22 protein-coding genes are annotated in these 20,554 nt (G+C 38.8%); 1 reads left to right on the top strand and 21 read right to left on the bottom strand.

Annotation, left to right across the window (positions count from 1 at the left end; all coding sequences use genetic code 11):
* Positions 1–20: 20 nt before the first annotated feature.
* The 19 genes from ACOZIR_RS16290 to ACOZIR_RS16200 all read right to left on the bottom strand — a co-directional run bounded on the left by ACOZIR_RS16290 (position 21) and on the right by ACOZIR_RS16200 (position 17,814).
* Positions 21–521: a YpoC family protein gene (locus tag ACOZIR_RS16290; RefSeq protein WP_328120625.1), complete on the bottom strand. Its 501-nt coding sequence runs from the start codon at positions 519–521 to the stop codon at positions 21–23.
* Positions 508–1,179, bottom strand: a complete 672-nt coding sequence (gene nth, locus ACOZIR_RS16285) for an endonuclease III (RefSeq protein ID WP_028414079.1) — start codon at positions 1,177–1,179, stop codon at positions 508–510. The genes ACOZIR_RS16290 and nth overlap by 14 nt, the downstream gene beginning before the upstream one ends.
* 140 nt (positions 1,180–1,319) lie before the next feature.
* Entirely contained in the window at positions 1,320–2,027 is a 708-nt protein-coding gene (locus ACOZIR_RS16280; RefSeq protein ID WP_045293840.1) for a DnaD domain-containing protein, read from the bottom strand.
* 335 nt (positions 2,028–2,362) lie between these two features.
* Positions 2,363–3,655 carry an asparagine--tRNA ligase gene (gene asnS / locus ACOZIR_RS16275; RefSeq protein ID WP_045293839.1) on the bottom strand — a complete coding sequence of 431 codons (1,293 nt, stop codon included), beginning with the start codon at positions 3,653–3,655 and terminating at the stop codon, positions 2,363–2,365.
* Positions 3,656–3,811: 156 nt separating this feature from the next.
* Positions 3,812–4,996 (bottom strand): pyridoxal phosphate-dependent aminotransferase, encoded by a 1,185-nt coding sequence (locus ACOZIR_RS16270; protein WP_310879134.1) that lies wholly within the window; start codon positions 4,994–4,996, stop codon positions 3,812–3,814.
* A gap of 133 nt (positions 4,997–5,129) precedes the next feature.
* Entirely contained in the window at positions 5,130–5,618 is a 489-nt protein-coding gene (locus tag ACOZIR_RS16265) for a DUF5590 domain-containing protein (RefSeq protein WP_328120621.1), read from the bottom strand.
* Between the two features lie 11 nt (positions 5,619–5,629).
* Complete coding sequence (locus ACOZIR_RS16260; RefSeq protein WP_013056102.1) at positions 5,630–5,800, bottom strand: YpmA family protein; 171 nt, start codon at positions 5,798–5,800, stop codon at positions 5,630–5,632.
* Positions 5,801–5,988: 188 nt separating this feature from the next.
* Positions 5,989–6,786 (bottom strand): hydrolase, encoded by a 798-nt coding sequence (locus tag ACOZIR_RS16255; protein ID WP_328120619.1) that lies wholly within the window; start codon positions 6,784–6,786, stop codon positions 5,989–5,991.
* An 88-nt stretch (positions 6,787–6,874) separates the two neighbouring features.
* The gene (gene dinG, locus ACOZIR_RS16250) at positions 6,875–9,676 is read right to left on the bottom strand and encodes an ATP-dependent DNA helicase DinG (protein ID WP_045293836.1); all 2,802 of its coding nucleotides are present in this window, start codon (positions 9,674–9,676) and stop codon (positions 6,875–6,877) included.
* Positions 9,677–9,878: 202 nt separating this feature from the next.
* Positions 9,879–10,262 (bottom strand): aspartate 1-decarboxylase, encoded by a 384-nt coding sequence (panD, locus tag ACOZIR_RS16245; RefSeq protein ID WP_045293835.1) that lies wholly within the window; start codon positions 10,260–10,262, stop codon positions 9,879–9,881.
* Positions 10,263–11,120: a pantoate--beta-alanine ligase gene (panC, locus tag ACOZIR_RS16240; RefSeq protein ID WP_045293834.1), complete on the bottom strand. Its 858-nt coding sequence runs from the start codon at positions 11,118–11,120 to the stop codon at positions 10,263–10,265.
* Position 11,121: 1 nt separating this feature from the next.
* Positions 11,122–11,955: a 3-methyl-2-oxobutanoate hydroxymethyltransferase gene (gene panB / locus ACOZIR_RS16235; RefSeq protein WP_045293833.1), complete on the bottom strand. Its 834-nt coding sequence runs from the start codon at positions 11,953–11,955 to the stop codon at positions 11,122–11,124.
* A 272-nt stretch (positions 11,956–12,227) separates the two neighbouring features.
* The gene (locus ACOZIR_RS16230; RefSeq protein WP_013056096.1) at positions 12,228–13,217 is read right to left on the bottom strand and encodes a bifunctional biotin--[acetyl-CoA-carboxylase] synthetase/biotin operon repressor; all 990 of its coding nucleotides are present in this window, start codon (positions 13,215–13,217) and stop codon (positions 12,228–12,230) included.
* The gene (locus ACOZIR_RS16225) at positions 13,202–14,395 is read right to left on the bottom strand and encodes a CCA tRNA nucleotidyltransferase (RefSeq protein ID WP_013056095.1); all 1,194 of its coding nucleotides are present in this window, start codon (positions 14,393–14,395) and stop codon (positions 13,202–13,204) included. Before ACOZIR_RS16225 ends, ACOZIR_RS16230 begins: the two co-directional genes overlap by 16 nt.
* 15 nt (positions 14,396–14,410) lie before the next feature.
* Positions 14,411–15,538 (bottom strand): N-acetyl-alpha-D-glucosaminyl L-malate synthase BshA, encoded by a 1,128-nt coding sequence (gene bshA / locus ACOZIR_RS16220; RefSeq protein ID WP_013056094.1) that lies wholly within the window; start codon positions 15,536–15,538, stop codon positions 14,411–14,413.
* A complete protein-coding gene (bshB1, locus tag ACOZIR_RS16215; protein ID WP_045293831.1) occupies positions 15,539–16,249 on the bottom strand; it encodes a bacillithiol biosynthesis deacetylase BshB1 in 711 nt (236 codons plus the stop codon).
* Positions 16,250–16,259: 10 nt separating this feature from the next.
* Entirely contained in the window at positions 16,260–16,658 is a 399-nt protein-coding gene (mgsA, locus tag ACOZIR_RS16210; RefSeq protein WP_013056092.1) for a methylglyoxal synthase, read from the bottom strand.
* 12 nt (positions 16,659–16,670) lie between these two features.
* Complete coding sequence (gene dapB, locus ACOZIR_RS16205) at positions 16,671–17,471, bottom strand: 4-hydroxy-tetrahydrodipicolinate reductase (RefSeq protein ID WP_045293830.1); 801 nt, start codon at positions 17,469–17,471, stop codon at positions 16,671–16,673.
* A gap of 13 nt (positions 17,472–17,484) precedes the next feature.
* Entirely contained in the window at positions 17,485–17,814 is a 330-nt protein-coding gene (locus ACOZIR_RS16200; protein ID WP_013056090.1) for a nucleotide pyrophosphohydrolase, read from the bottom strand.
* Between the two features lie 312 nt (positions 17,815–18,126).
* Between ACOZIR_RS16200 and ACOZIR_RS16195 the strand changes: the two genes are divergently transcribed.
* Positions 18,127–18,993, top strand: a complete 867-nt coding sequence (locus tag ACOZIR_RS16195; RefSeq protein ID WP_013082317.1) for a YitT family protein — start codon at positions 18,127–18,129, stop codon at positions 18,991–18,993.
* A 29-nt stretch (positions 18,994–19,022) separates the two neighbouring features.
* Here the strand turns inward: ACOZIR_RS16195 and ACOZIR_RS16190 are convergent, their stop codons facing one another.
* A complete protein-coding gene (locus tag ACOZIR_RS16190) occupies positions 19,023–19,700 on the bottom strand; it encodes a zinc metallopeptidase (protein ID WP_013056088.1) in 678 nt (225 codons plus the stop codon).
* A 64-nt stretch (positions 19,701–19,764) separates the two neighbouring features.
* A complete protein-coding gene (locus ACOZIR_RS16185) occupies positions 19,765–20,541 on the bottom strand; it encodes a sporulation protein YpjB (protein WP_045293828.1) in 777 nt (258 codons plus the stop codon).
* Positions 20,542–20,554 lie beyond the last annotated feature (13 nt).

Here is a 20,554-nt window from a genome sequence, read left to right as displayed (position 1 = left end):
CCCCTACACGTGTAGGGGCTTTATTTCTTGTGAAGAATAAGCATTTTTGCATATTGCTTACGCAGCTCATTAAATAATTCTGTCAGCTGAATATACGCTTGATAAGAAGAAACTCGCTGCAGCAAAAACAGAAGCCTCTCAGCACAGTTAATAGGCTTATAGGTTAGGTTCGCTATGTCTTCTTGCAGCCGATTTAAACGCCGAACGGGTTGTCCATTAATCCAAAACAGTAAACTAATATACATAGCAGCAGCTTGTTTCATACAAGGCGCTGCTTCTTTTGCTTTTCGCTGAGAAAAAAGCGTATACAGTTCTTCCCTTTGAGTTTCCCACTTTTCAAAAAATGGCCGTATGTTCTTTTGAACATCACTCCAAGGTGTTTTCGTTTCTTTATGTACATCGTATAAAATATCATAAGCAAAATAATTTCTTCCATTTTTTATATCTGTTTCAAGAACCCGATCTTCTTTTGAATAAAATGGTTCGCATATGAAATGTGACGGTACTTCAATCGGTAACATCTGTCTTCTTCTCTTTTCCTTTCATTCGTTTCTTTCCTTCTCGGCAAAGATCAAGAAGCGGGCAGACATGACATTGAGGAGACTGTGCTTTACAGTGATAGCGTCCAAAAAAGATAAGTCGATGATGCGTAACGGACCATTCATCTTTCGGAATTTTTCTCATCAGCGTTTTTTCTACTTCCAAAACGGAATCTTTCCACCTGCAAATTCCAAGGCGTTTACTTACACGTTCTACATGCGTATCTACTGCTATTGACGGTACTCCAAAAGCTACGGATACAACAACATTAGCCGTCTTACGCCCTACTCCTGGAAGATTGGTAAGCTCATCACGATCTTTTGGAACTTCTCCTCCGTATTCATCAATGAGCATACGGCAGAGCTTTTGAATATTTTTAGCTTTGTTTCTATATAACCCGATTGATCTAATATCTTGCTGCAGCTCTTCTAACGAAACGGCTAAATAGTCTTCAGGCGTTTGATATTTCTTGAATAAATCCGCTGTTACGCGGTTGACTAAAGCATCTGTGCACTGAGCAGATAGCGCCACGGCAATGACTAAATCAAAGGGATTCCGATGATTTAACTCACAGTGGGCGTCAGGAAACATTTCTGCCATAGCATCTAGGCACTGTCTGATTTGTTTTAACGTTAACATACTAGTTCTCCTTCTTCTTACAGGTAGTTCCCTCCTATTTTACAATAGGGTTCCTGTCAAATGCTACTTTTGTCCATACTCTTTTAAAAAAGCTGCTTCAAGATTCAATTACTTGGATCTTGAAGCAGCTTTTTATCCTGTCATTGCTCTAGCCAATTAAAAAAAGGAATGGCTGATGTAGACTGAGAAGGGTTAACAGAAGATAGTTTTTTGGGCTGTTGATTTTGACGAAATTTTTGGCTATGCTTGCGGGCTTGATCAATGGTCTGAATGCCGTTTTTCTTCCATTCAAATAAAATACGATCAATATACCGGAAGTTTAATTTTCCAGACATCACCGACTCTCTTAGCGCCGCTTTAATAATAATTGGATCATGATGATCTTGATCAATCCACATCGCTAGCGTTTCGCATTCAAACGGAGACAATGCTCTGCCAAACTCTTTTTCAAACATTGTATATAAATTAAGCTCTTCTTGTTCTTCTTCGCTTTTTTCTACTTCTCTTGTTTCGTGCATCATATGATGAATAAGCTTTTCCCAAAGCGGTTTTAATGAATAACGTTCACAAATAAGGGCGTTTTGCTGTTGATCTTGCTCAATAGATAAAAAGCCGCGCTGAATTAATGCTCGCAGCGTATCCATACAGACAGCACTTGAAATACTCATTTTTGCCGCCAATTCATTAGGTGTCGGGAAACCTTCACCGCCTTCAATGGAAACATAAATATGCATTAACGTCATGAATTCCGTTTCGTTCATTCCCAAATCGCTATAGTGATTAAACAGCAGCTTCGGAATTGAAACTGTGCCTTGTTCAAACCATTCAATTAACGTTTCTTTTTTCATATCCGAACACCTCAGTAGTTAGTATATCATGAAGTTTATAGTCAAAGTAATAATTATTCGAAGCTAAAAAAGCTTCTATGTAAAACTTTCCGCTGAAACCGTACCATTGCTCTGCACATATAAAATATATACGAACGATGACTTCCTTCCAAGAATATTACACTAACTTATTTTTTCGAGAATTGCAACTCCCTTTTAAGTTAGACTCTCTTCTATGTTTGCCTTTGTTTCCTTGTGATATAAGTAAAAGCCTCGTTTTTCTTTTCTTTTTATGATTCATAAAAAAAGCTAAAAAAGTATCCTGACTATAAAAGTCAGAATACTTTTTCACTTCCTTACGGGTATAAACGGTTTAATAAGCGTGGGAATGGAATCGTTTCACGAACGTGTTCTACGCCGCTAATCCATGCTACCGTACGCTCAAGGCCTAAACCAAATCCTGAATGTGGAACTGAGCCATACTTACGAAGCTCTAAATACCACTTATACGTTTCTGTATCTAATTTGTGCTCTTCTACACGCTGAGCTAAAAGCTCTTGATCATGAATACGTTCAGAGCCTCCAATGATTTCTCCGTAGCCTTCTGGTGCGATTAAGTCTGCACATAATACTACGTCTTCATTTGTTGGATCTGGCTGCATATAAAATGGTTTTAATGACGTTGGATAGTGTGTAATGAATACCGGCTTGTCATAGCTTTCTGCGATAGCCGTTTCATGCGGTGCTCCAAAGTCATCTCCCCACTGAATGTCTGTAAATCCTTTTTCATGTAAGAATTTAAGAGCCTCATCGTACGAGATACGAGGGAATGGCGCTTTAATTTGTTCTAACTTAGATGTATCACGGCCTAGTACATTTAACTCTAACTTACAGTTTGTTAAAACAGACTGTACGACATGAGACACATACTCTTCCTGTACTTTCAAGTTATCTTCGAATTGGTAGAAAGCCATCTCTGGTTCAATCATCCAAAACTCAATTAAATGACGGCGTGTTTTAGATTTTTCAGCGCGGAACGTTGGACCGAATGAAAATACTTTTCCAAGCGCCATTGCCGCTGCTTCCATATAAAGCTGTCCACTTTGTGAAAGATATGCATCTTCGTCAAAATATTTCGTGTGGAATAATTCTGTTGTTCCTTCAGGAGCACTTCCTGTTAGGATTGGAGGATCTACTTTTGTAAACCCGTTTTCGTTAAAGAATTCATACGTTGCACGAATAATTTCGTTACGAACTTTCATAACAGCATGTTGACGTTTAGAACGCAGCCATAAATGACGGTTATCCATTAAGAACTCTGTTCCATGTTCTTTTGGCGTAATTGGATAATCAACAGCTTCATGAATAACTTCAAGGCTTGTAACTGTTAACTCATAGCCAAACGGTGAGCGCTCATCTTCACGTACCACACCTGTTACATATAGTGATGATTCTTGCGTCATAGATTTAGCTAATTTAAAAGTTTCTTCTTCTACTTCAGCTTTTACAACTACTCCTTGCATGAATCCTGATCCATCGCGCAGCTGTAAAAAGGCAATTTTACCACTTGAACGTTTATTCGCTAACCAAGCACCAATTGTTACTTCTTTTCCTACATGCTTGCTTGCTTCTGAAATCGTAATTTTCACGATTAATATCCCTCCAAAAAACTTACATTTCGTAATTATGTATGCCATCCTATTATACATTTCGACAAACATAATAACAAGTAACAAACAAAAAGAGCCTTCTAACACGTGTGATTTGTGCTAAAAGGCTCTTTTTTTAAAAAAATATAATCTTTTTTATTTCATATGACGAGTCATGAATGATTGAATTCGTTCCAATGCCTTTTCTAGCAGATCTAGTGATGTAGCATAAGAAAGACGTACGTTTTCAGGTGAACCGAATCCTGATCCAGGAACTAGGGCTACCTTCTCTTCTTCTAAAATAGCTTCTACCCATGCATCAACTGTATCAAAACCAGTTAATTTTGCAGCTTCAATTGCATTAGGGAATAAGTAGAAAGCACCTTGTGGTTTTAAGCATGAGAACCCTGGAATGTTAATCAGCTTTTCATGAATTACGTTTAGACGCTCTTCAAAAGCTTGTCGCATCATTTCCACCGGCTCCTGAGTGCCGTTATAAGCAGCAATTGTTGCATATTGAGCAATAGATGTTGGATTTGACGTGCTGTGACTCGCTAGGTTTGTCATCGCTTTAATAACTGTAGCATCACCAGCCGCATATCCAATGCGCCAGCCCGTCATAGAATGTGACTTAGAAACACCGTTAATGATAATTGTTTTTTCTTTTAACGCTGGTGAAAGCTGTGCAATCGATACATGTTCATTTTGACCATACACAAGCTTTTCATAAATTTCATCTGATACGATAAAAATGTCGTGCTTCAAGCAAACTTCTCCTAAAGCTTGAAGCTCTTCTCTTGTGTAAATCATACCTGTTGGGTTGCTTGGTGAATTGATAATAACAGCTTTGGTTTTAGCAGTAATAGCCGCTTCTAATTGTTCAGGTGTGATTTTAAATTCGTTATTTTCAGAACCTTCAACGAATACTGGTGCACCTTCTGCTAACTTTACTTGCTCAGGATAACTTACCCAGTAAGGAGTTGGGATAATCACTTCGTCACCTTCGTCTAACAGAACTTGAAATAACGTATACAGTGCGTGCTTAGCACCTGTACAAACAATAATTTCAGAAGGTGAATACGTCAGGCCTTGATCGCGTTTGAATTTTTCAATTACCGCTTCTTTTAATGGTGCAAGGCCGCCTGCTGGCGTATATTTTGTCTGACCATCATTCATTGCTGTAACAGCCGCTTCTAAAATGTGCTGCGGCGTATTAAAATCAGGTTCCCCTGCTCCAAGTCCAATCACATCATGACCAGCCGCTTTCAATTCTTTCGCTTTTGCTGTAATCGCTAATGTTGATGATGGCGTTAATGCTGATACACGTTTTGCTAACTTCACTAAAATCTCCCCCTATGAACTAAAGCTATAATCAGCCCGCGGGCTGATTATAGATAAAAAGTTGGCTTCATTTTCATAAAGCGCTGAAATCTTATATTATGACACATATGGTATTTCATATGGTATAAACGATTTATGATTGAGATAAGCTGTATCGTTTTATAAATTCACCGCTAGAGAAATCAAGATAATAGTATGTTAAATGTTTCTTATCTTTATCCACATATGTTACTTCCCACAGCGGCTTTTTATTTTCAATGCCTAGGCGCACCGACTTAATTTCCTGCGGGTTTTTATCATTTTTCACAATGGAAATGGCTTTCTCTTTTGTGATCCCGCTGCTTACTTTCTTTAAAACAGCTGTTTGTTTTTTGCTTTTAGGCATCCAAGCAATTACCTTTTGATTGCTTCGGTTTGTACCTTCTACTACATAAAATGCATGATTGCCGAAATATGGCTGGGTGCTTGTGACAGATTTCAAATTAAATTCTTTTTTTGCTTGGGATGCTGCTTTTTCCTCAGCAGAATGAACATCCTTCACGGACGAGTGATAAATGCTAAAAGAAATGCCCCCGATAATTAAAAGCACAGCAGTTACCGCTACAATAATTAACTTTTTCATAAAATCCCTACTTATGTACGATAAATTGTAAATACAGCTTTGCTTTGATCTTCTTCATCTAACGCTAATCCGAACATCAAATCTTGCTTTTTTAACGTGCGATTCAAACTATCAACAATTTTATATAAATCCGAGGAATTTTCCACGCGGACAGTTGATAATACTTCAATCCTGCTTTCCATTGTAACCCTCCTAGCTCGTCTATCACGACGCAAAAATGACGATATCCGTATTATAACAGGTATCAAAAACCATCGTCATCTTTTTCACTCAGCAATCCAGTCTGTACGTTTTGCGTAAAAACCGAATAAATAAGTAAACATATATAATATTATAAGGAATTTACCTCTTTTTGCAAAAGGAAATTTGTTTATTTTGCAGAAAATTTCATCACATCATAGGATTTTAGCGACATTTTAATAGAGTAAGCGCTCCCCTCCCTTACGTCATATATTTCAATCCATTCAGCCGTTAAATTTGAAAGTAGCTGTCCGGAATAAGAACGGTCTGGTTTAGTGAACATAACCGCAAGCTGTGTGTTTAATTGCTTCAAAAATGCATTCGAAAAAAAGGCTCCTTCTCCAAAATTAGGAACTTTCAATACAGCTACATCGGTAAGAGGAATACGCAAAAACTTTTCTTCTACTTCATTTGAGCTGCTCATTGCATATAGAATCCGATGTTCTCCGATCGTGAATAATAGATCCATAGCAGCTGTTTTTTGCTTCGATGCGTGCAAGACATCAACGTGTATATTATCTGTTAACTGAAATAAATCATTTTCTTTCCACTTCTCTGTTTGAAATTCCGCCTGATACTGAGCGGGGGCAATAATACGCTCTATATGATAATCGTTCACAGCTCGCTGAACATTTGAATTATAGTACTTTTGCTGTTTCGTAATTATTAATTGGTTGATTTTTTTTACTTTATATCGCTGCAGCCACTTCTTTAGCTCGGGATAGGAAGATGCACTTCCGGTATTTATCAAAATGGTCTCACCGCTTCCGTCTTGAATCAGACTTGCTTCTCCAGCTGAAAGAGGTAGAAAGGTGATCACTATTTCATCAGCTTGTAAACCAAAATCTACGTTTTGAATGACGGCTGCTGAAACCGAATAGTTCATAAAACCAAAAAACAGTACAGCACTTATCAACATTTTAATCATACACTGTCCTCATTTGCTTATCATAGTATATTACTATCGTCTCTCAAGTGAAGAAACAGTATGCATAAAAAAAGACTTAAGCGTCTGCTCAAGTCTTTTCATTCCACCATTCTTTGTAGTCCAGTAAGATATTCGAAAACGTTTTTTGAACAACTTGGACTTTTGGAAGCGAGTGAAGGAAATGGTATCCATATGCTGTTCGCGTAATACGATTATCAAAAATAAATATAGCTCCTCGGTCACTTTTTGAACGAATCAACCGTCCAAATCCTTGTTTAAAACGGATAACGGCCTGAGGAAGTGAATAATTCATAAAAGGACTTTTCCCTTCTTTTTTCATCTGCTCAAATTTAGCTGTCAGCAGAGGTTGATTTGGAGATGAAAAAGGAAGTCTGACTATTACGAGACATGATAATAAATCTCCTGGCAGATCAATTCCTTCCCACAGGCTGTTTGTACCTAAAAGAATGGAATGCTCAAACTGGCTGAAGTCTTTTAACAGTCTATTACGATTTCTAGTTGTGACTCCTTGACCGAGCAGGACGAACTCTTCAAGATCGTTTAACTCTTTTAAATAACCATACGTAGCTTTCAACATGTCATATGAAGTAAAAAGCACCAGCATACGACCATTTGTTACTTTGGCTACGTCAAGAATACTTTCTGCCATCATAGCGCTATACTCATATAATGATACTTCGTTAACAGCAGGCATATCTTGAGGAATATAGACTTTAGCTTGCTTCTCATAATCAAACTCGGAAGGAAGAATAAGTTGAGCAGGCTGAAAGTCATATAACCCTAGCTCTTGAATTAAATAATCAAATGTTCCATTCACCGTCAATGTAGCCGAAGTTAAAATAACGCTTTGTTTCTTGGCAAAAAATTCATCAGCCAGCGTATCGGCAATGGAAGTAGGCTGACTATAGATATACGTAGCATTTGCTGCTCCTTTTGGTTCAATCTCAAACCACGTTACGTGATTACTCTGCTGTTTGAACAAAAGCTTTTCTATTTGCTGAGATATATGCTCAAACCCTTTAACAGCCGTTTGAAATTCATGAAGAGATGACTGTTCATTTTTTGTGGCTTTGTCATATAGATCGTTAAAGGAATGTCTTGCCCCATCATTCCATGTAAAAAGATCGTGAATTAAAAAACGAATGCGCGACGCTGCTTCTTGAATAGCCGTCCAGTAATGCCCATGCTCTTTTTCCACTTTATACCGATAGCTGCTTCTTCCAATCTCACCCTGCTGATTGCCCGTTCTTTTTTGAACAAAAGAATGAATCAAACGAAATAAGTCATCGCACTCAGAATGAAGCTGCACAAACAAATTTTGAAGAAATTCAGTGTTAAGCTCGATGCTATATTTTACAAGCGTATGATGAACTTTTTTTAACAGCCCTTTGTCTTGAATGGTTCCGATTCGGTTTAATAGCGCATGAACCGCAAAATAATCTAAGCGCTCTCCCAGTTCTTCTCCGGCAATGTCTTCTAAGTGATGAGCCTCGTCAATAATAATCTGTTTATAATCAGGTAGCAGCTCATGATTACTCATTACATCCATCAACAGCAAGCGATGATTTGTCACTACTATATGGGCATTTTGCGCTCTGTTCTGCGCTCGTTCATAAAAAGAATAAAGTTTCCAAGGATGCTTAAAGTCACTTGGAGACGGATTGCTTTCATTTAGCTGCTCCCAAAAAAGTTTGCCTCCAGAAGGCAGGTTTATTTCATCGCTGTCGCCCGTTTCCGTTTCCGTCAGCCAAATAAGCAGCTTCGCTTTTGTGAGGATCGCATCGTAATTATTATTGCGCTCTTTTAAGAGCTGAATAAATTTTCTTATACTAATGTAATGTTCTCTTCCTTTTAAAACAGCTGCTGTAACAGGAAACGGAACAATCTTTTCTAGAATGGGCACATCTTTTTCGATGATTTGCTGCTGAAGCGTTACCGTGTTAGTTGAGATAATGACTGGGTGGTGATGAACAGAAGCATAAAACACGGCAGGAACTAAATAAGCGTAGGTTTTACCGATACCGGTCCCGGCTTCAATTAAAGCATGCTCGTTACCTGCAAAGCACTCTTGTACAAAGTTCATCATCTCCCACTGCCCTTTTCGTTCTTCAAACAATGGCAGAGCCTGATGGAACAGCTTTTGCTTTTCAGTTTCAAATATTTCGTAAGTATGAGAGTGCTGCTTTTCATTAGCTGAATGCGGCTGATATTTGTTTAGCGCAATGCCATGTATAAATTCATAAGAATCATCCTCGGCATAACTTTTATCATCTATAACTTGTTGAATCAGTTCTCCAATTTCACTTTTAAAGTGTAAGCTTAGCGCGTATAGCTGCTTCAAGGTTGTTAAAGGGAGCTTCTTTAATTTTTCAATTAGTAAAAGTAAAATACGTGCCGTTACTTCTGCATCACTATCTGCTTGATGAGGGTTTTCATGTTCAATATGTAAATACTCAGCTAATTGGCTAAGTTTGTACCCATCAACTGTAGGCAGCAGAATCCGGGCCAGTTCGACAGTATCTACGGTTGAATTATAAAGCGTCTCCATCCCGCACTGATAGAGTTCTTCTTGTAAAAAAGTTAAATCAAATGCCACATTATGTGCAACAAAATAAGCATCATCTAGCAATTCTATAATTTTAGGTGAAATTTCTTCAAATAAAGGCGCATCTTTCACCATATCATTTTGAATGTTAGTTAGTTGTGTAATAAAAGGCGGAATATCCATACCAGGATTTAAAAAACTAGAAAAACGTTCAACAATTTTGCCGTCTTCTACTATGACAGCAGCAAATTGAATCATTTTATCTCCTTGTTTTGGAGAATGTCCCGTCGTTTCAAGATCTACCACAACAAAGCGTTTATTCACGGTCAACACCTCGCAAGTCTGTCTTTTTATAGTATAAAGTGAAAGCCTGCTCTATATGCTTTAAAAGCGCAACTCCTTCTCGTGAAAAACAGAGAGGCTTTCATACATAGAAGTTTTACTTTAGTGTGTATAGAGGTTTATACCGTTCACTTACTAGCGTATGTATTCAAATAAAAATCCCCCTCATAAAGGGGGACTGTTCTTATAGAATTGTACCAGCTGGTTCTTGTTTAAGCAATTGTTGGATTTTATTCTGCTCATTCATAATCGCTACGGTTGGATGATGGTGAGCTACTTCTTCATTTGCTACGAGCGCATAAGAGATAATGATGACGATATCTCCAGGCTGCACGAGTCTTGCAGCGGCTCCATTTAAACAAACTACGCCGCTCCCTCGTTCGCCGGGAATCACGTACGTTTCCAAGCGAGCTCCGTTATTATTATTTACAATTTGGACTTTTTCGTTTGCTACGATTCCTACTGCGTCGATGATATCTTCATCAATGGTGATGCTGCCAACATAATTTAAGTTGGCTTCAGTTACATGAGCTCTGTGTATTTTAGCGTTCATCATCGTGCGAAACATTTAGTTATCCTCCTGTACGTCTACAATTACATTATCAATTAAACGAGCCTTAGAGAATTGAACGGCTAAAGCGATAATGATTTTTCCAGCAGCTTGCTTAATCGTTTTTAGCTCTGGATACGTATAAACCTCGATATAATCCACTTTACCGCTCGTATGTTGCTCAATTTCTTTTCGAATGGTCTGTTTAATGATTTCTACTTGCTTCTCTCCGCTTCCAAGAAGCTGCTGGGCGCTTTGTAAACTCTTAAATAAAACAGGTGCCTCTTCTCTTTCTTTATCTGTTAAATATACGTTACGAGAACTTTTAGCTAATCCATCCGCTTCTCTCACCGTATCTACTGCTCTAAGCTCCACGGGAAAATTAAAGTCTTCAATTAAACCATCTACTACAGCGACTTGCTGTGCATCTTTTTTACCAAAGTATGCACGATCTGGTGTTACAATGTGAAAAAGCTTTGTTAGTACCGTGGCTACTCCGTCAAAATGACCGGGGCGCTTCTGTCCACACAATACGTCTACACGATCGGTCACTGTTATAGCTACTGAACGGCTTGACTTATACATTTCCTCTACCGAAGGATAAAATAAATAGTCAACGTTAGCTTCTTTTGCCACGCGCTCATCGCGCTCAAAATCTCTTGGATACGTATCAAAATCTTCATTTGGTCCAAATTGAGTCGGGTTCACAAAAATACTTAGCGCCACTACTTCATTTTCTGTGCGAGCTGCTCCAAGCAGAGTAGCATGGCCTGCATGCAAATAGCCCATCGTCGGGACAAATCCAATTGAACGTCCAAGCCGCTTTTCTTTTTTCATCTCCTGCTGCATGTCTTTAATTGTTGTAATGACTTTCATCTTATTTCCCTCCGTACAGTGCCGTTAACTGCTCTTCTTTCATTGAAAATGTATGTGCTTCTTTCGGAAACTCTCTTTTTTTCACTTCACTTACATACTGAGAAAGCCCCTGTAAAATAGGCTCATTTATTTTCGCAAATGACTGAACAAATTTTGGCACACGCTCGACTCCGTACGTTAATACATCGTGGTATACAAGTACTTGACCATCCGTGTCAGCCCCTGCTCCAATTCCGATTGTTGGAATGCTCAAGCGTTCAGCTACTTGTTTTGCTACTTGTTTAGGAACACATTCTAATACAACAGCAATAGCTCCTGCCTGCTCACACTTGATCGCGTCTTGGATTAGCTGTTTGGCTTCTTTCGCTTCTTTTCCCTGCACTTTATAACCGCCCAGGACACCGACAGACTGAGGAGTTAACCCGAGATGTGCAACAACCGGAATACCAGCTTGCGTCAATTCTGAAATTGTATAAAGAACATCCTTTGCACCTTCTACTTTTAAAGCATGAGCTCCGCTTTCCTGCATAATACGAGCAGCATTTTTCATCGTGTCTTCTTTCGACACGTGATAGGACATAAATGGCATGTCGGTGACGATAAATGTATCAGCAGCCCCTCTTTTAACCGCTTTTGTATGATGAATCATATCATCTACCGTTACAGGAATCGTAGAGTCATATCCTAAAACGACCATTCCTAGAGAATCGCCTACTAAAATCATGTCTACGCCTGCTTCCTCAGCGTACTTAGCTGACGGATAATCGTACGCAGTCAGCATCACAATTGGTTCATGGTTCTGTTTCATACGTAAAAAATCTAATTTTGTTTTCACTAACTTTCTCCTCCTTCTCAGAGGAGATGAGCGCACGTCTGCACACAAAAAGTCCTTCTACCTATAAAAGGAAGAAGGACTTTGACAGACTTCATCTATAAAAAGCACACTTTACCTAATGTGCTTACCTACGCGTCATCCCTCTGTCCTAGTCCTTAATGGATCAAGGCAGATTTATTGTCGTATTAAAAATAAACAAACGAGTATCAAGTGAAGTTCTTGCGATACTACCTTGATACTCGTATTATAATAAAAATTTCTTTATTTTTCTACTATTTTTTAGCAGAGAGCTCAATATCTGCAGAATGAATTCGGTGTATAACTCCTTCATCATCTTCAATTAATAAAACGCCTTCATCTGTTATACCTTTTGCAAAGCCTTCAATGTTGGCTGTCATCGTGCGTGCTATAATTCGCTTTCCAATACTGATCGCATACGTTTCCCAAAGAACTTTAATTAAACCAAAGCCATTTTTTAAGTATTCTTCATAAAGGGTTTCTAACTTTAAGAAAAACGCTTGCATCAAAGCCGCACGATTAATTTCTTCACCTTTTTCAATACGTAAAGATGTGGCAATGTGTTTGATTTGTTCATTAAAATCCGTTTCCTGCTGATTCACATTGATGCCGATTCCAATGATGACCGAATGAATCCGGTCAAAATCAGCCTGCATTTCTGTTAAAATCCCAACTAGCTTCTTCCCATTTAATAAAACATCGTTAGGCCATTTAATGTCTGGAGAAAGGTTCGTCACTTCTTGAATGGCCTGTACAACAGCCACTGCTGATAGCAGAGTCAGCTGAGGAGCCTGCTGCGGAGGGATAGAAGGACGCAGTATAATACTCATCCAGGCACCAGTATATTTTGGGGAATACCACGCTCTATCAAGTCTTCCTCTCCCTGCCGTTTGCTCTTCAGCAACTACGACCGTTCCTTCTTTGGCTCCTTCTTGAGCAATTCGATGAGCAATTTTTTGAGTAGAATGCACGCTTTCCTCATAATGAATATACTGACCGATTTTTGTTGTTTGAAGCCCTAATAAAAGCTCGTTGCTGCTTACTTTGTTCGGCTTCCCAACAATGCGATAGCCTTTTTTACGAACAGCTTCAAGTTCATAGCCGTCTTTTCGCAGCTCTTCGATATGCTTCCATACAGCTGTTCTTGAACAGCCTAATAAATCGCTGATCTTTTGTCCGGACACATAGTCTCCATCTGCGTTCGTAAACATTTCAAGCAGCGTTCTTCTTATATCTGACTGCAAGACTGCACCCACTTTCTTATTGAAGATTTCGTGTTCATTAACTCATTGTATAAAACTTTCTCTTCAATTTCTTTTAACAGTTGAGACACCCATGGACCGCCCTTTTTACCTGTCCATACTAAAAGATCTTGGCCGTTTATATCTAAATCTTTTAAAGAATGAATAGGCAGCTCGCTATAGATGTAAAGAAGCTCATGTTCATTCATATACTCATTGCTTCGAAGAAGTTGTAAAATACGATTCACGCTCACGCTCGCCTGCTCTCCAATTGTATACATGATGCGTTTTGACCATCCATTTTCCAAAACGTCTCGAAGGCCAATAGACTGAAGCTGAATATCTTTAATTTGCTTATTAGATAATTTCCAGCTTTTAAAAAATGCCTGCTTGTCTTGAATGTCGAGCAGATGTACAAGAAGTGTCCATGACTCCGATACTCGCTGAAGCATCATCCAATCATGTGCACAAACAGATCGGAATTTTTGCGGATCTACATTCAATTGAGGCAAGTAGCGATACAGCTCCGTATCTGCTACAAGTGCTAATGCTAAAGACGGGCGCTTTCCGCTCAGCATTTTTTCGAATTCAACTGTAATGCGTTCAATAGAAACATGCCTCAGCAGTTCACCGTATTGCTGAATGGCTCTTTTAGTTTGATCAGACAGCGAAAACGCCAGCTGACTGACAAAGCGAACGGCTCTCATCATACGAAGAGCATCTTCATGAAAGCGTTCTTTAGCATTTCCGACAGTACGAATTAACTGGTTTCGCAAATCTTCTCTTCCATTAAATGGATCAATAATTTCTCCCTTTGCATTCATAGCCATTGCATTGATTGTAAAATCTCGACGCTGCAAATCTTCTATCAGAGACGAAATAAACGTAACGGACGAGGGACGACGAAAATCATCATATTCTCCCTCAGAGCGAAAAGTGGTTACCTCATAGGTCTCGTTCTCATGGACAACGACAACCGTACCATGCTCGATTCCTACATGAATCGTCTTAGGAAAGAGTTCCATCACTTGTTCAGGCCTAGCTGACGTAGCGATATCAATATCTCCAATCGTCCGATTTAAAATGAGATCCCGGACCGCTCCTCCAACAAAATACGCTTCGTAACCGGCTGTCTCCAGTTTTTCAATAATATAAAGCGGATGAATGAACGGTTCTTTCATAACTTCCTCCATTCTTCAACCCTGTACCAATTTATAATAAAGTTTTTCATATTGACTCACAATCTCTGTTGAATGAAATTTATGATTAACTGCGCTTAGAGACGCTTCCCTCATTTGGTGATGCAGCTGTTCATTTTCAAGTAGCTGAATTGCTTTGCTCGCTGCCTCTTCGACATCTCCCACTTCGCAAATATATCCTGTTTTTTCGTGTTCAATTACTTCGGGAATTCCGCCTATATTTGTTCCGATGCATGGAACACCACAAGCCATAGCTTCTAAAAGTACAAGCCCAAAGCTTTCTTTTTCAGATAATAACAGTTTTAAATCGCTAATCGAATATAATTCTGCTACATTTTCTTGTTTCCCCAGAAATAACACAGAATCTTGAAGATTTAGCTCTCTTACTAATTGAGACACAACCGTCATTTCAGGGCCGTCTCCTACAAGCAGCAGCTTAGACTGAAGCTTTTTATTAATAATAGCAAATGTTTTGACTATATCTGTAACTCGTTTGACTTGACGAAAGTTTGAAATATGAATAACGACTTTTTCATTTTCTAATATGCCGTACTCCGCTTTTAAATACTGCACTTCTTTTTTATGATAAACTCGTTCATCAATAAAATTATACATCGTTTCAATTTCTTTATCTGGACTAATTAAATGGTGAGTTTGATCAACAAGTGACTGAGATACAGCCGTCACTGCATCTGATTTCTCAATTCCAAATTTAATTAAATCTTTTAACGATGGATCCTCTCCTAGAACCGTAATATCTGTCCCATGAAGAGTCGTCACAATTTTCACTTCGTGCTCTACCATTTGTTTAGCTAAAATCCCGCAAACGGCATGGGGGATTGCATAGTGCGTATGAATAATGTCAAGCTTTTCTCTTTTAGCCACTTCAGCCATTTTACTGGATAAAGCCAGATCATACGGAGGGTATTTAAAGACGGAGTACTGATTTACATCTACTTCGTGAAAATAAATATTTGGATATACTTTCGTCAATCTAAAAGGCATGCTAGAGGAAATAAAATGAATTTCGTGCCCCTTTTCAGCCAGCAGCTTCCCTAGCTCCGTTGCTACCACTCCTGAACCTCCAACGGAAGCATAACATGTAATACCAATTTTTAACTTCATTTATTTTCCACCTACTAAATCGTCGTACATCAAAATCGGTTTTTTAGATAAAAAACCTTCACCGTATGCTACCCCGACTTCTTTGCCAAATAATCGCTCTCTGCTCTCTACCGTTTCAATATATCCGTTTACCAGCGGCGTATCAAACGTATCTGCTGTTTTTATAAATTGACTTTCATAAGCCTCTAGACTAGCTACTTTCTTTTGAAACGTGCTTGATACATCTACGATAAAATCTGGCTTATGAAATCCATTTATCATATAGAAATAAAGAGACTCAGCACGATGAGCTTTTTGCTTTTTATCATCGATATAATTTTTAACGCCAGCAGAAAACACGGCCTCTTCTACAAGCTTTGCACAATTTCCATGATCAGGATGACGATCTTCAAAGTAAGGAGCAAATATAATCCTTGGTTGATACGTGCGAATGACTGATGCAATTTCAGCTATATACTCTGCCTTTAAAACCAAACCTCTGTCTGGCAAATTCAGATGGATTCGCTCATGAACACCTAAGACATCAGCTGCTTTAAACGCTTCTTGTTTTCGAATTTCAACCGTTCCATTTGAAGAAAGTTCAGCTTGCGTCAAATCACAAATAACTACCTTCAAACCTTGTTCACTCATTCTTGCAATGGTTCCACCCATGCCGATTTCTACGTCATCGGCATGGGCACCAAAGGCAAGGACATCTATTGTTTCTTTCATTATCTTCACCCTATTTTTTTATAATTGAACGCCAATGCAAATCGCCTCGTTCAAGTCCATGAATTAAAATCTCTGCTGTTCCCATATTCGTTGCAAGAGGAACCGCATATACGTCGCATAGGCGCATTAGAGCTGAAATATCAGGTTCATGAGGCTGAGCTGTTAACGGATCGCGGAAAAAAATAACCATATCCATTTCATTTTGAGCAATTAAAGCTCCTATCTCCTGATCTCCTCCAAGCGGCCCTGATTGAAAGCGGTGAACCTTCAAACCTGTTGCTTCTGAAATACGCGTTCCTGTTGTTCCTGTTGCGAACAGCGAATGTTCCTGTAAAATCGCTTGATAGGCTGTTGTGAATTGTACCATATCATTTTTCTTTTTATCATGTGCAATTAAGGCGATTTTCATTTTTCTCGCTCCTTAGTCAATAATATTTTCTAACCCATATACAAGTGTGTCTACGTTCATAACTGTGTCAACAGCTAGCTTCACACCTGACATAAAAGAAGCGCGGTTGTATGAATCATGACGGATTTTTAATGTTTGTCCAAATCCTCCGAACATCACTTCTTGGTGAGCTATCAGTCCCGGCAGGCGTACGCTATGTAGACGGATTCCTTCATAATCTGCACCTCGCGCCCCTTCTAGCAGTTCTTTTTCATCAGGATGACCCTGTTTTTTCACTTCACGAACTTCACTGATCAGCTCCGCTGTTTTTAAGCCTGTTCCTGATGGTGCATCTAACTTTTGATCATGATGCATTTCAATAATCTCTACATCATCAAAGTATTTAGCTGCCATTTGTGAAAACTTCATCATTAAAATAGCGCCAATCGCAAAATTAGGTGCAATGATACACCCAAGCTCCTTCTCTTCAGCAAGCTGCTTTAATTCTTTTAAATCTTCTTCTGAAAAGCCAGTTGTTCCTACAACAGGTCTTACTCCATATGTTAGGGCTGTTTTAGTATGAACGCGTCCAATTTCAGGTGTTGTCAAATCAACTAAAACATCTGCCTTAACGTCTTGAAAACATTTTTCAATATCAGTGTAGATTGGTGCTTGTACATTTGGCATTCCTTCAATATCACTTATGTATTTTCCTTCATTGATACGATCCACCGCTGCTACTAATTCAAAATGCTCTGTTTCTTCTATTAATAATACGGCTTCTTTTCCCATACGACCTCTTGGTCCTGCAAGTACAATTCGAATTTTGTCCATTCTTTTTCTCTCCTTAGTCTTCTTTTTTCGTCCAGCGATCTTTGTCACGCGTATTAAATTTATTCATAACGCGATCATGCGCTTCTTGTAAATCAATATTTAATGAATTTGCAAAGCAAATTAATACAAATAAAATGTCGCCCATTTCTTCTTCGACCGTACGTTCTGCTTCAGTCGTTTTCTTCGGCTTTTCACCATAATAGTGGTTAATTTCACGCGATAATTCGCCCACTTCTTCCGACATTCGCGCAAGCATAGCAAGAGGACTAAAATATCCTTCTTTAAATTGGCTAATATATGCATCAACTTCTTGCTGCATTTGCTCCATCGTTTTTTTTGACATCTTTTTATTTCACCTCTTTTAGAAGTACACTCAGCTTACTATTATAACATCTTTACTTCAAATTATTTAGTGTAATTACTTCTTCTTACCAAGCCTTTGTCAGATGCGCTTTCACAATATTCCTCACGTTTTCCTTAATTCTCAAAAATCTGTCTATATTTTACGAATTGAGGATACTACTAATACATAGCACTAGAAGAAACATCATCACTTTTTACTATTTTCAAAAATCTTTTCGATAGTTATTTACGAAATGAAATATATTCCTTTATGATAAGGTAGTGCAAAAACGGTCATAGGAGGTTTGTAAGTATGAAAGGACTCAGATTAAAAAATATTATTTTTATACTGCTTGGTGCTGCCATATTTGCGTTTGGACTTGTTAATTTTAACATGCAAAACAATTTAGCTGAAGGTGGATTCACAGGCATTACCCTGCTTTTATTTTTCTTATTTAACATTGATCCCTCTTATTCCAACTTAGTGTTAAATATCCCTTTGTTTTTTGTAGGGTGGAAACTATTAGGGAGAACAGCCTTTATTTATACCATGCTCGGAGTTGTTAGCTTATCGCTATTTTTATGGATATTCCAGCGCTTTCCGGTGAATATGCCCCTGCGTCATGATATGACTCTAGCAGCTCTTTTTGCCGGTGTTTTTATTGGAGTGGGTCTTGGCATTATTTTCAGGTTTGGAGGAACAACAGGAGGAGTCGATATCATCGCACGTGTTGTTCAAAAATATATCGGGTGGAATATGGGGAAAACGATGTTTCTTTTTGACTTTATTGTGATTAGTGCGTCTCTCATTTATTTATCCTACCGAGAAGCTATGTATACGCTTGTTGCAGTCTTTGTCGCTGCACGGGTTATTGACTTTATGCAAGACGGTGCGTATGCCGCCAAAGGCGCAACCATCATTTCGAATCATAACGAAGCCATATCGGATAAAATTATGAAAGAAATGGATCGAGGCGTGACGATTTTAAAAGGACAAGGTTCTTTTTCTAAGCAAGATACCAACGTGCTATACTGCGTTGTTAGTAAAAATGAAATTTTTCGTTTAAAGCAAGTTATTACTTCTGTAGATCCACACGCCTTCGTTGCGGTTACCGATGTTCATGATGTCTTAGGCGAAGGATTTACCCTTGATGAAAATAAAAAACCGCTTGAAAGATAAAAAAATACCGCTGATGCGGTATTTTTTTATTAGTCGTCGTTATTCATTCCTGTATAAATCATAATTAAACGAACCAACTCAAGAACTGCTACTGCTGCGGCTGCTACGTATGTTAAAGCCGCTGCGTTAAGCACTTTGCGCGTCTCGCGCTCTTCGTCATTTCGAATCGCTCCGACTGAGACGATTTGCGTCATCGCTCGGCTTGAAGCGTTAAATTCGACAGGCAGTGTTACAACTTGGAATACGACCGCTGCTGCCATGAAGATAATACCTAACAATAGCAATGGCTTAATCGACGCGATAATTCCAATCATAATTAAAATCCAAGAAGCGTTTGATCCAAGGCTTGCCACCGGTACAAGCGAGTGGCGAAGGCGTAAAAACGAATAGTTTTCTTTGTCTTGAATCGCGTGTCCCACTTCATGAGCCGCAACGGCAGCGCCTGCGACAGACGTTCCGTAATAGTTGTCTTCTGATAAACGAATGACTTTTGAACGAGGATCGTAGTGATCCGATAAAAATCCGCCTACAGGCTCTACGTGAACGTTGTACAATCCGTTTTCATCCAAAATTTTTCTTGCTACTTCTGCGCCTGTCATTCCTGATGAGTTGCTTACTTGTGAATATTTTTTGTAAGCGCTTCTCACCTTAAACTGTGCCCAAATTGGCACAAGGATAATAATGAGAAAATAAATCAAAAAGCTCATTTACCCACACCTTTCATTATGTGTTTGACTACTCTTTTATTTTAGACAATTCTGCGCTTTTACGTCAATCATTACGCCCTCTAGCTGACTTTCTTTTCTGGTCAGCGAAATATTTTCGCGCTCCTACATAAAAAAGTGTAGCAATAATAATACTTCCGGTGGTGATTGTAACCCAAATAAAAGACGGGTCCGTACGATTTTCTTTTACTTGTTCAAAAAAATCTTTCAAGTTTTGTTCCATTTGGTTAAACTGCTCATCGTTAATCTCACTTAGCGTTCCTTCACTTTGTAAAAAGTGAACGTCCGCGCTTACACGCTGTACGTAGGGAGACGAAACGTCTACCTGTGCGCTCGGTAAGATCATATCATATTCCTTTAAAAATTGCTTAAACTGCGCTTCATAAGCCGCTTGTTCTCCTTTTACCGCTTCATTTCGCATCTCTTTAAATGTTGCTAGCATACTGCCTTCGAGTTCAGTCCACATAGGCTGATGCTTGCTGTGCAGCGCATCGACTAATAATCGAAATTGAGTAGCTTTTTGAAGACGTTCTTCATCGCTGGAATCAGAAGATAAAAGAGACCTTTCTACCTGTTCATAACAAAGAGTTAAAATACGTATATCTTCGGCTGATACGCCCAAAGAAGCTGTATTGAGACTGGTAAATTCATTCGAAAAATTTCTGAACAAATGTTGGGCTGCTTTATACTCCTTTTGCTCTACAAGCGATAGCGTTTGATCAGATAAGTTATCAAGCTTTTCCCACTGCCCTTCAGCTGCATGTACAGTAGTCGTATATGCAAAGAAAAGTACGAGCAATATTCCTACTATTCTTCCTTTCATTCTCGTCCCTCCT

Origin of the sequence: Priestia sp. D3YE.R1 (assembly GCF_049199565.1) — a bacterium.
In the GTDB taxonomy this organism is placed as follows: domain Bacteria; phylum Bacillota; class Bacilli; order Bacillales; family Bacillaceae_H; genus Priestia; species Priestia aryabhattai.
The sequence above is the reverse complement of the archived record's forward strand: the minus strand, read 5'-3'. Positions and strand labels throughout refer to the sequence as shown.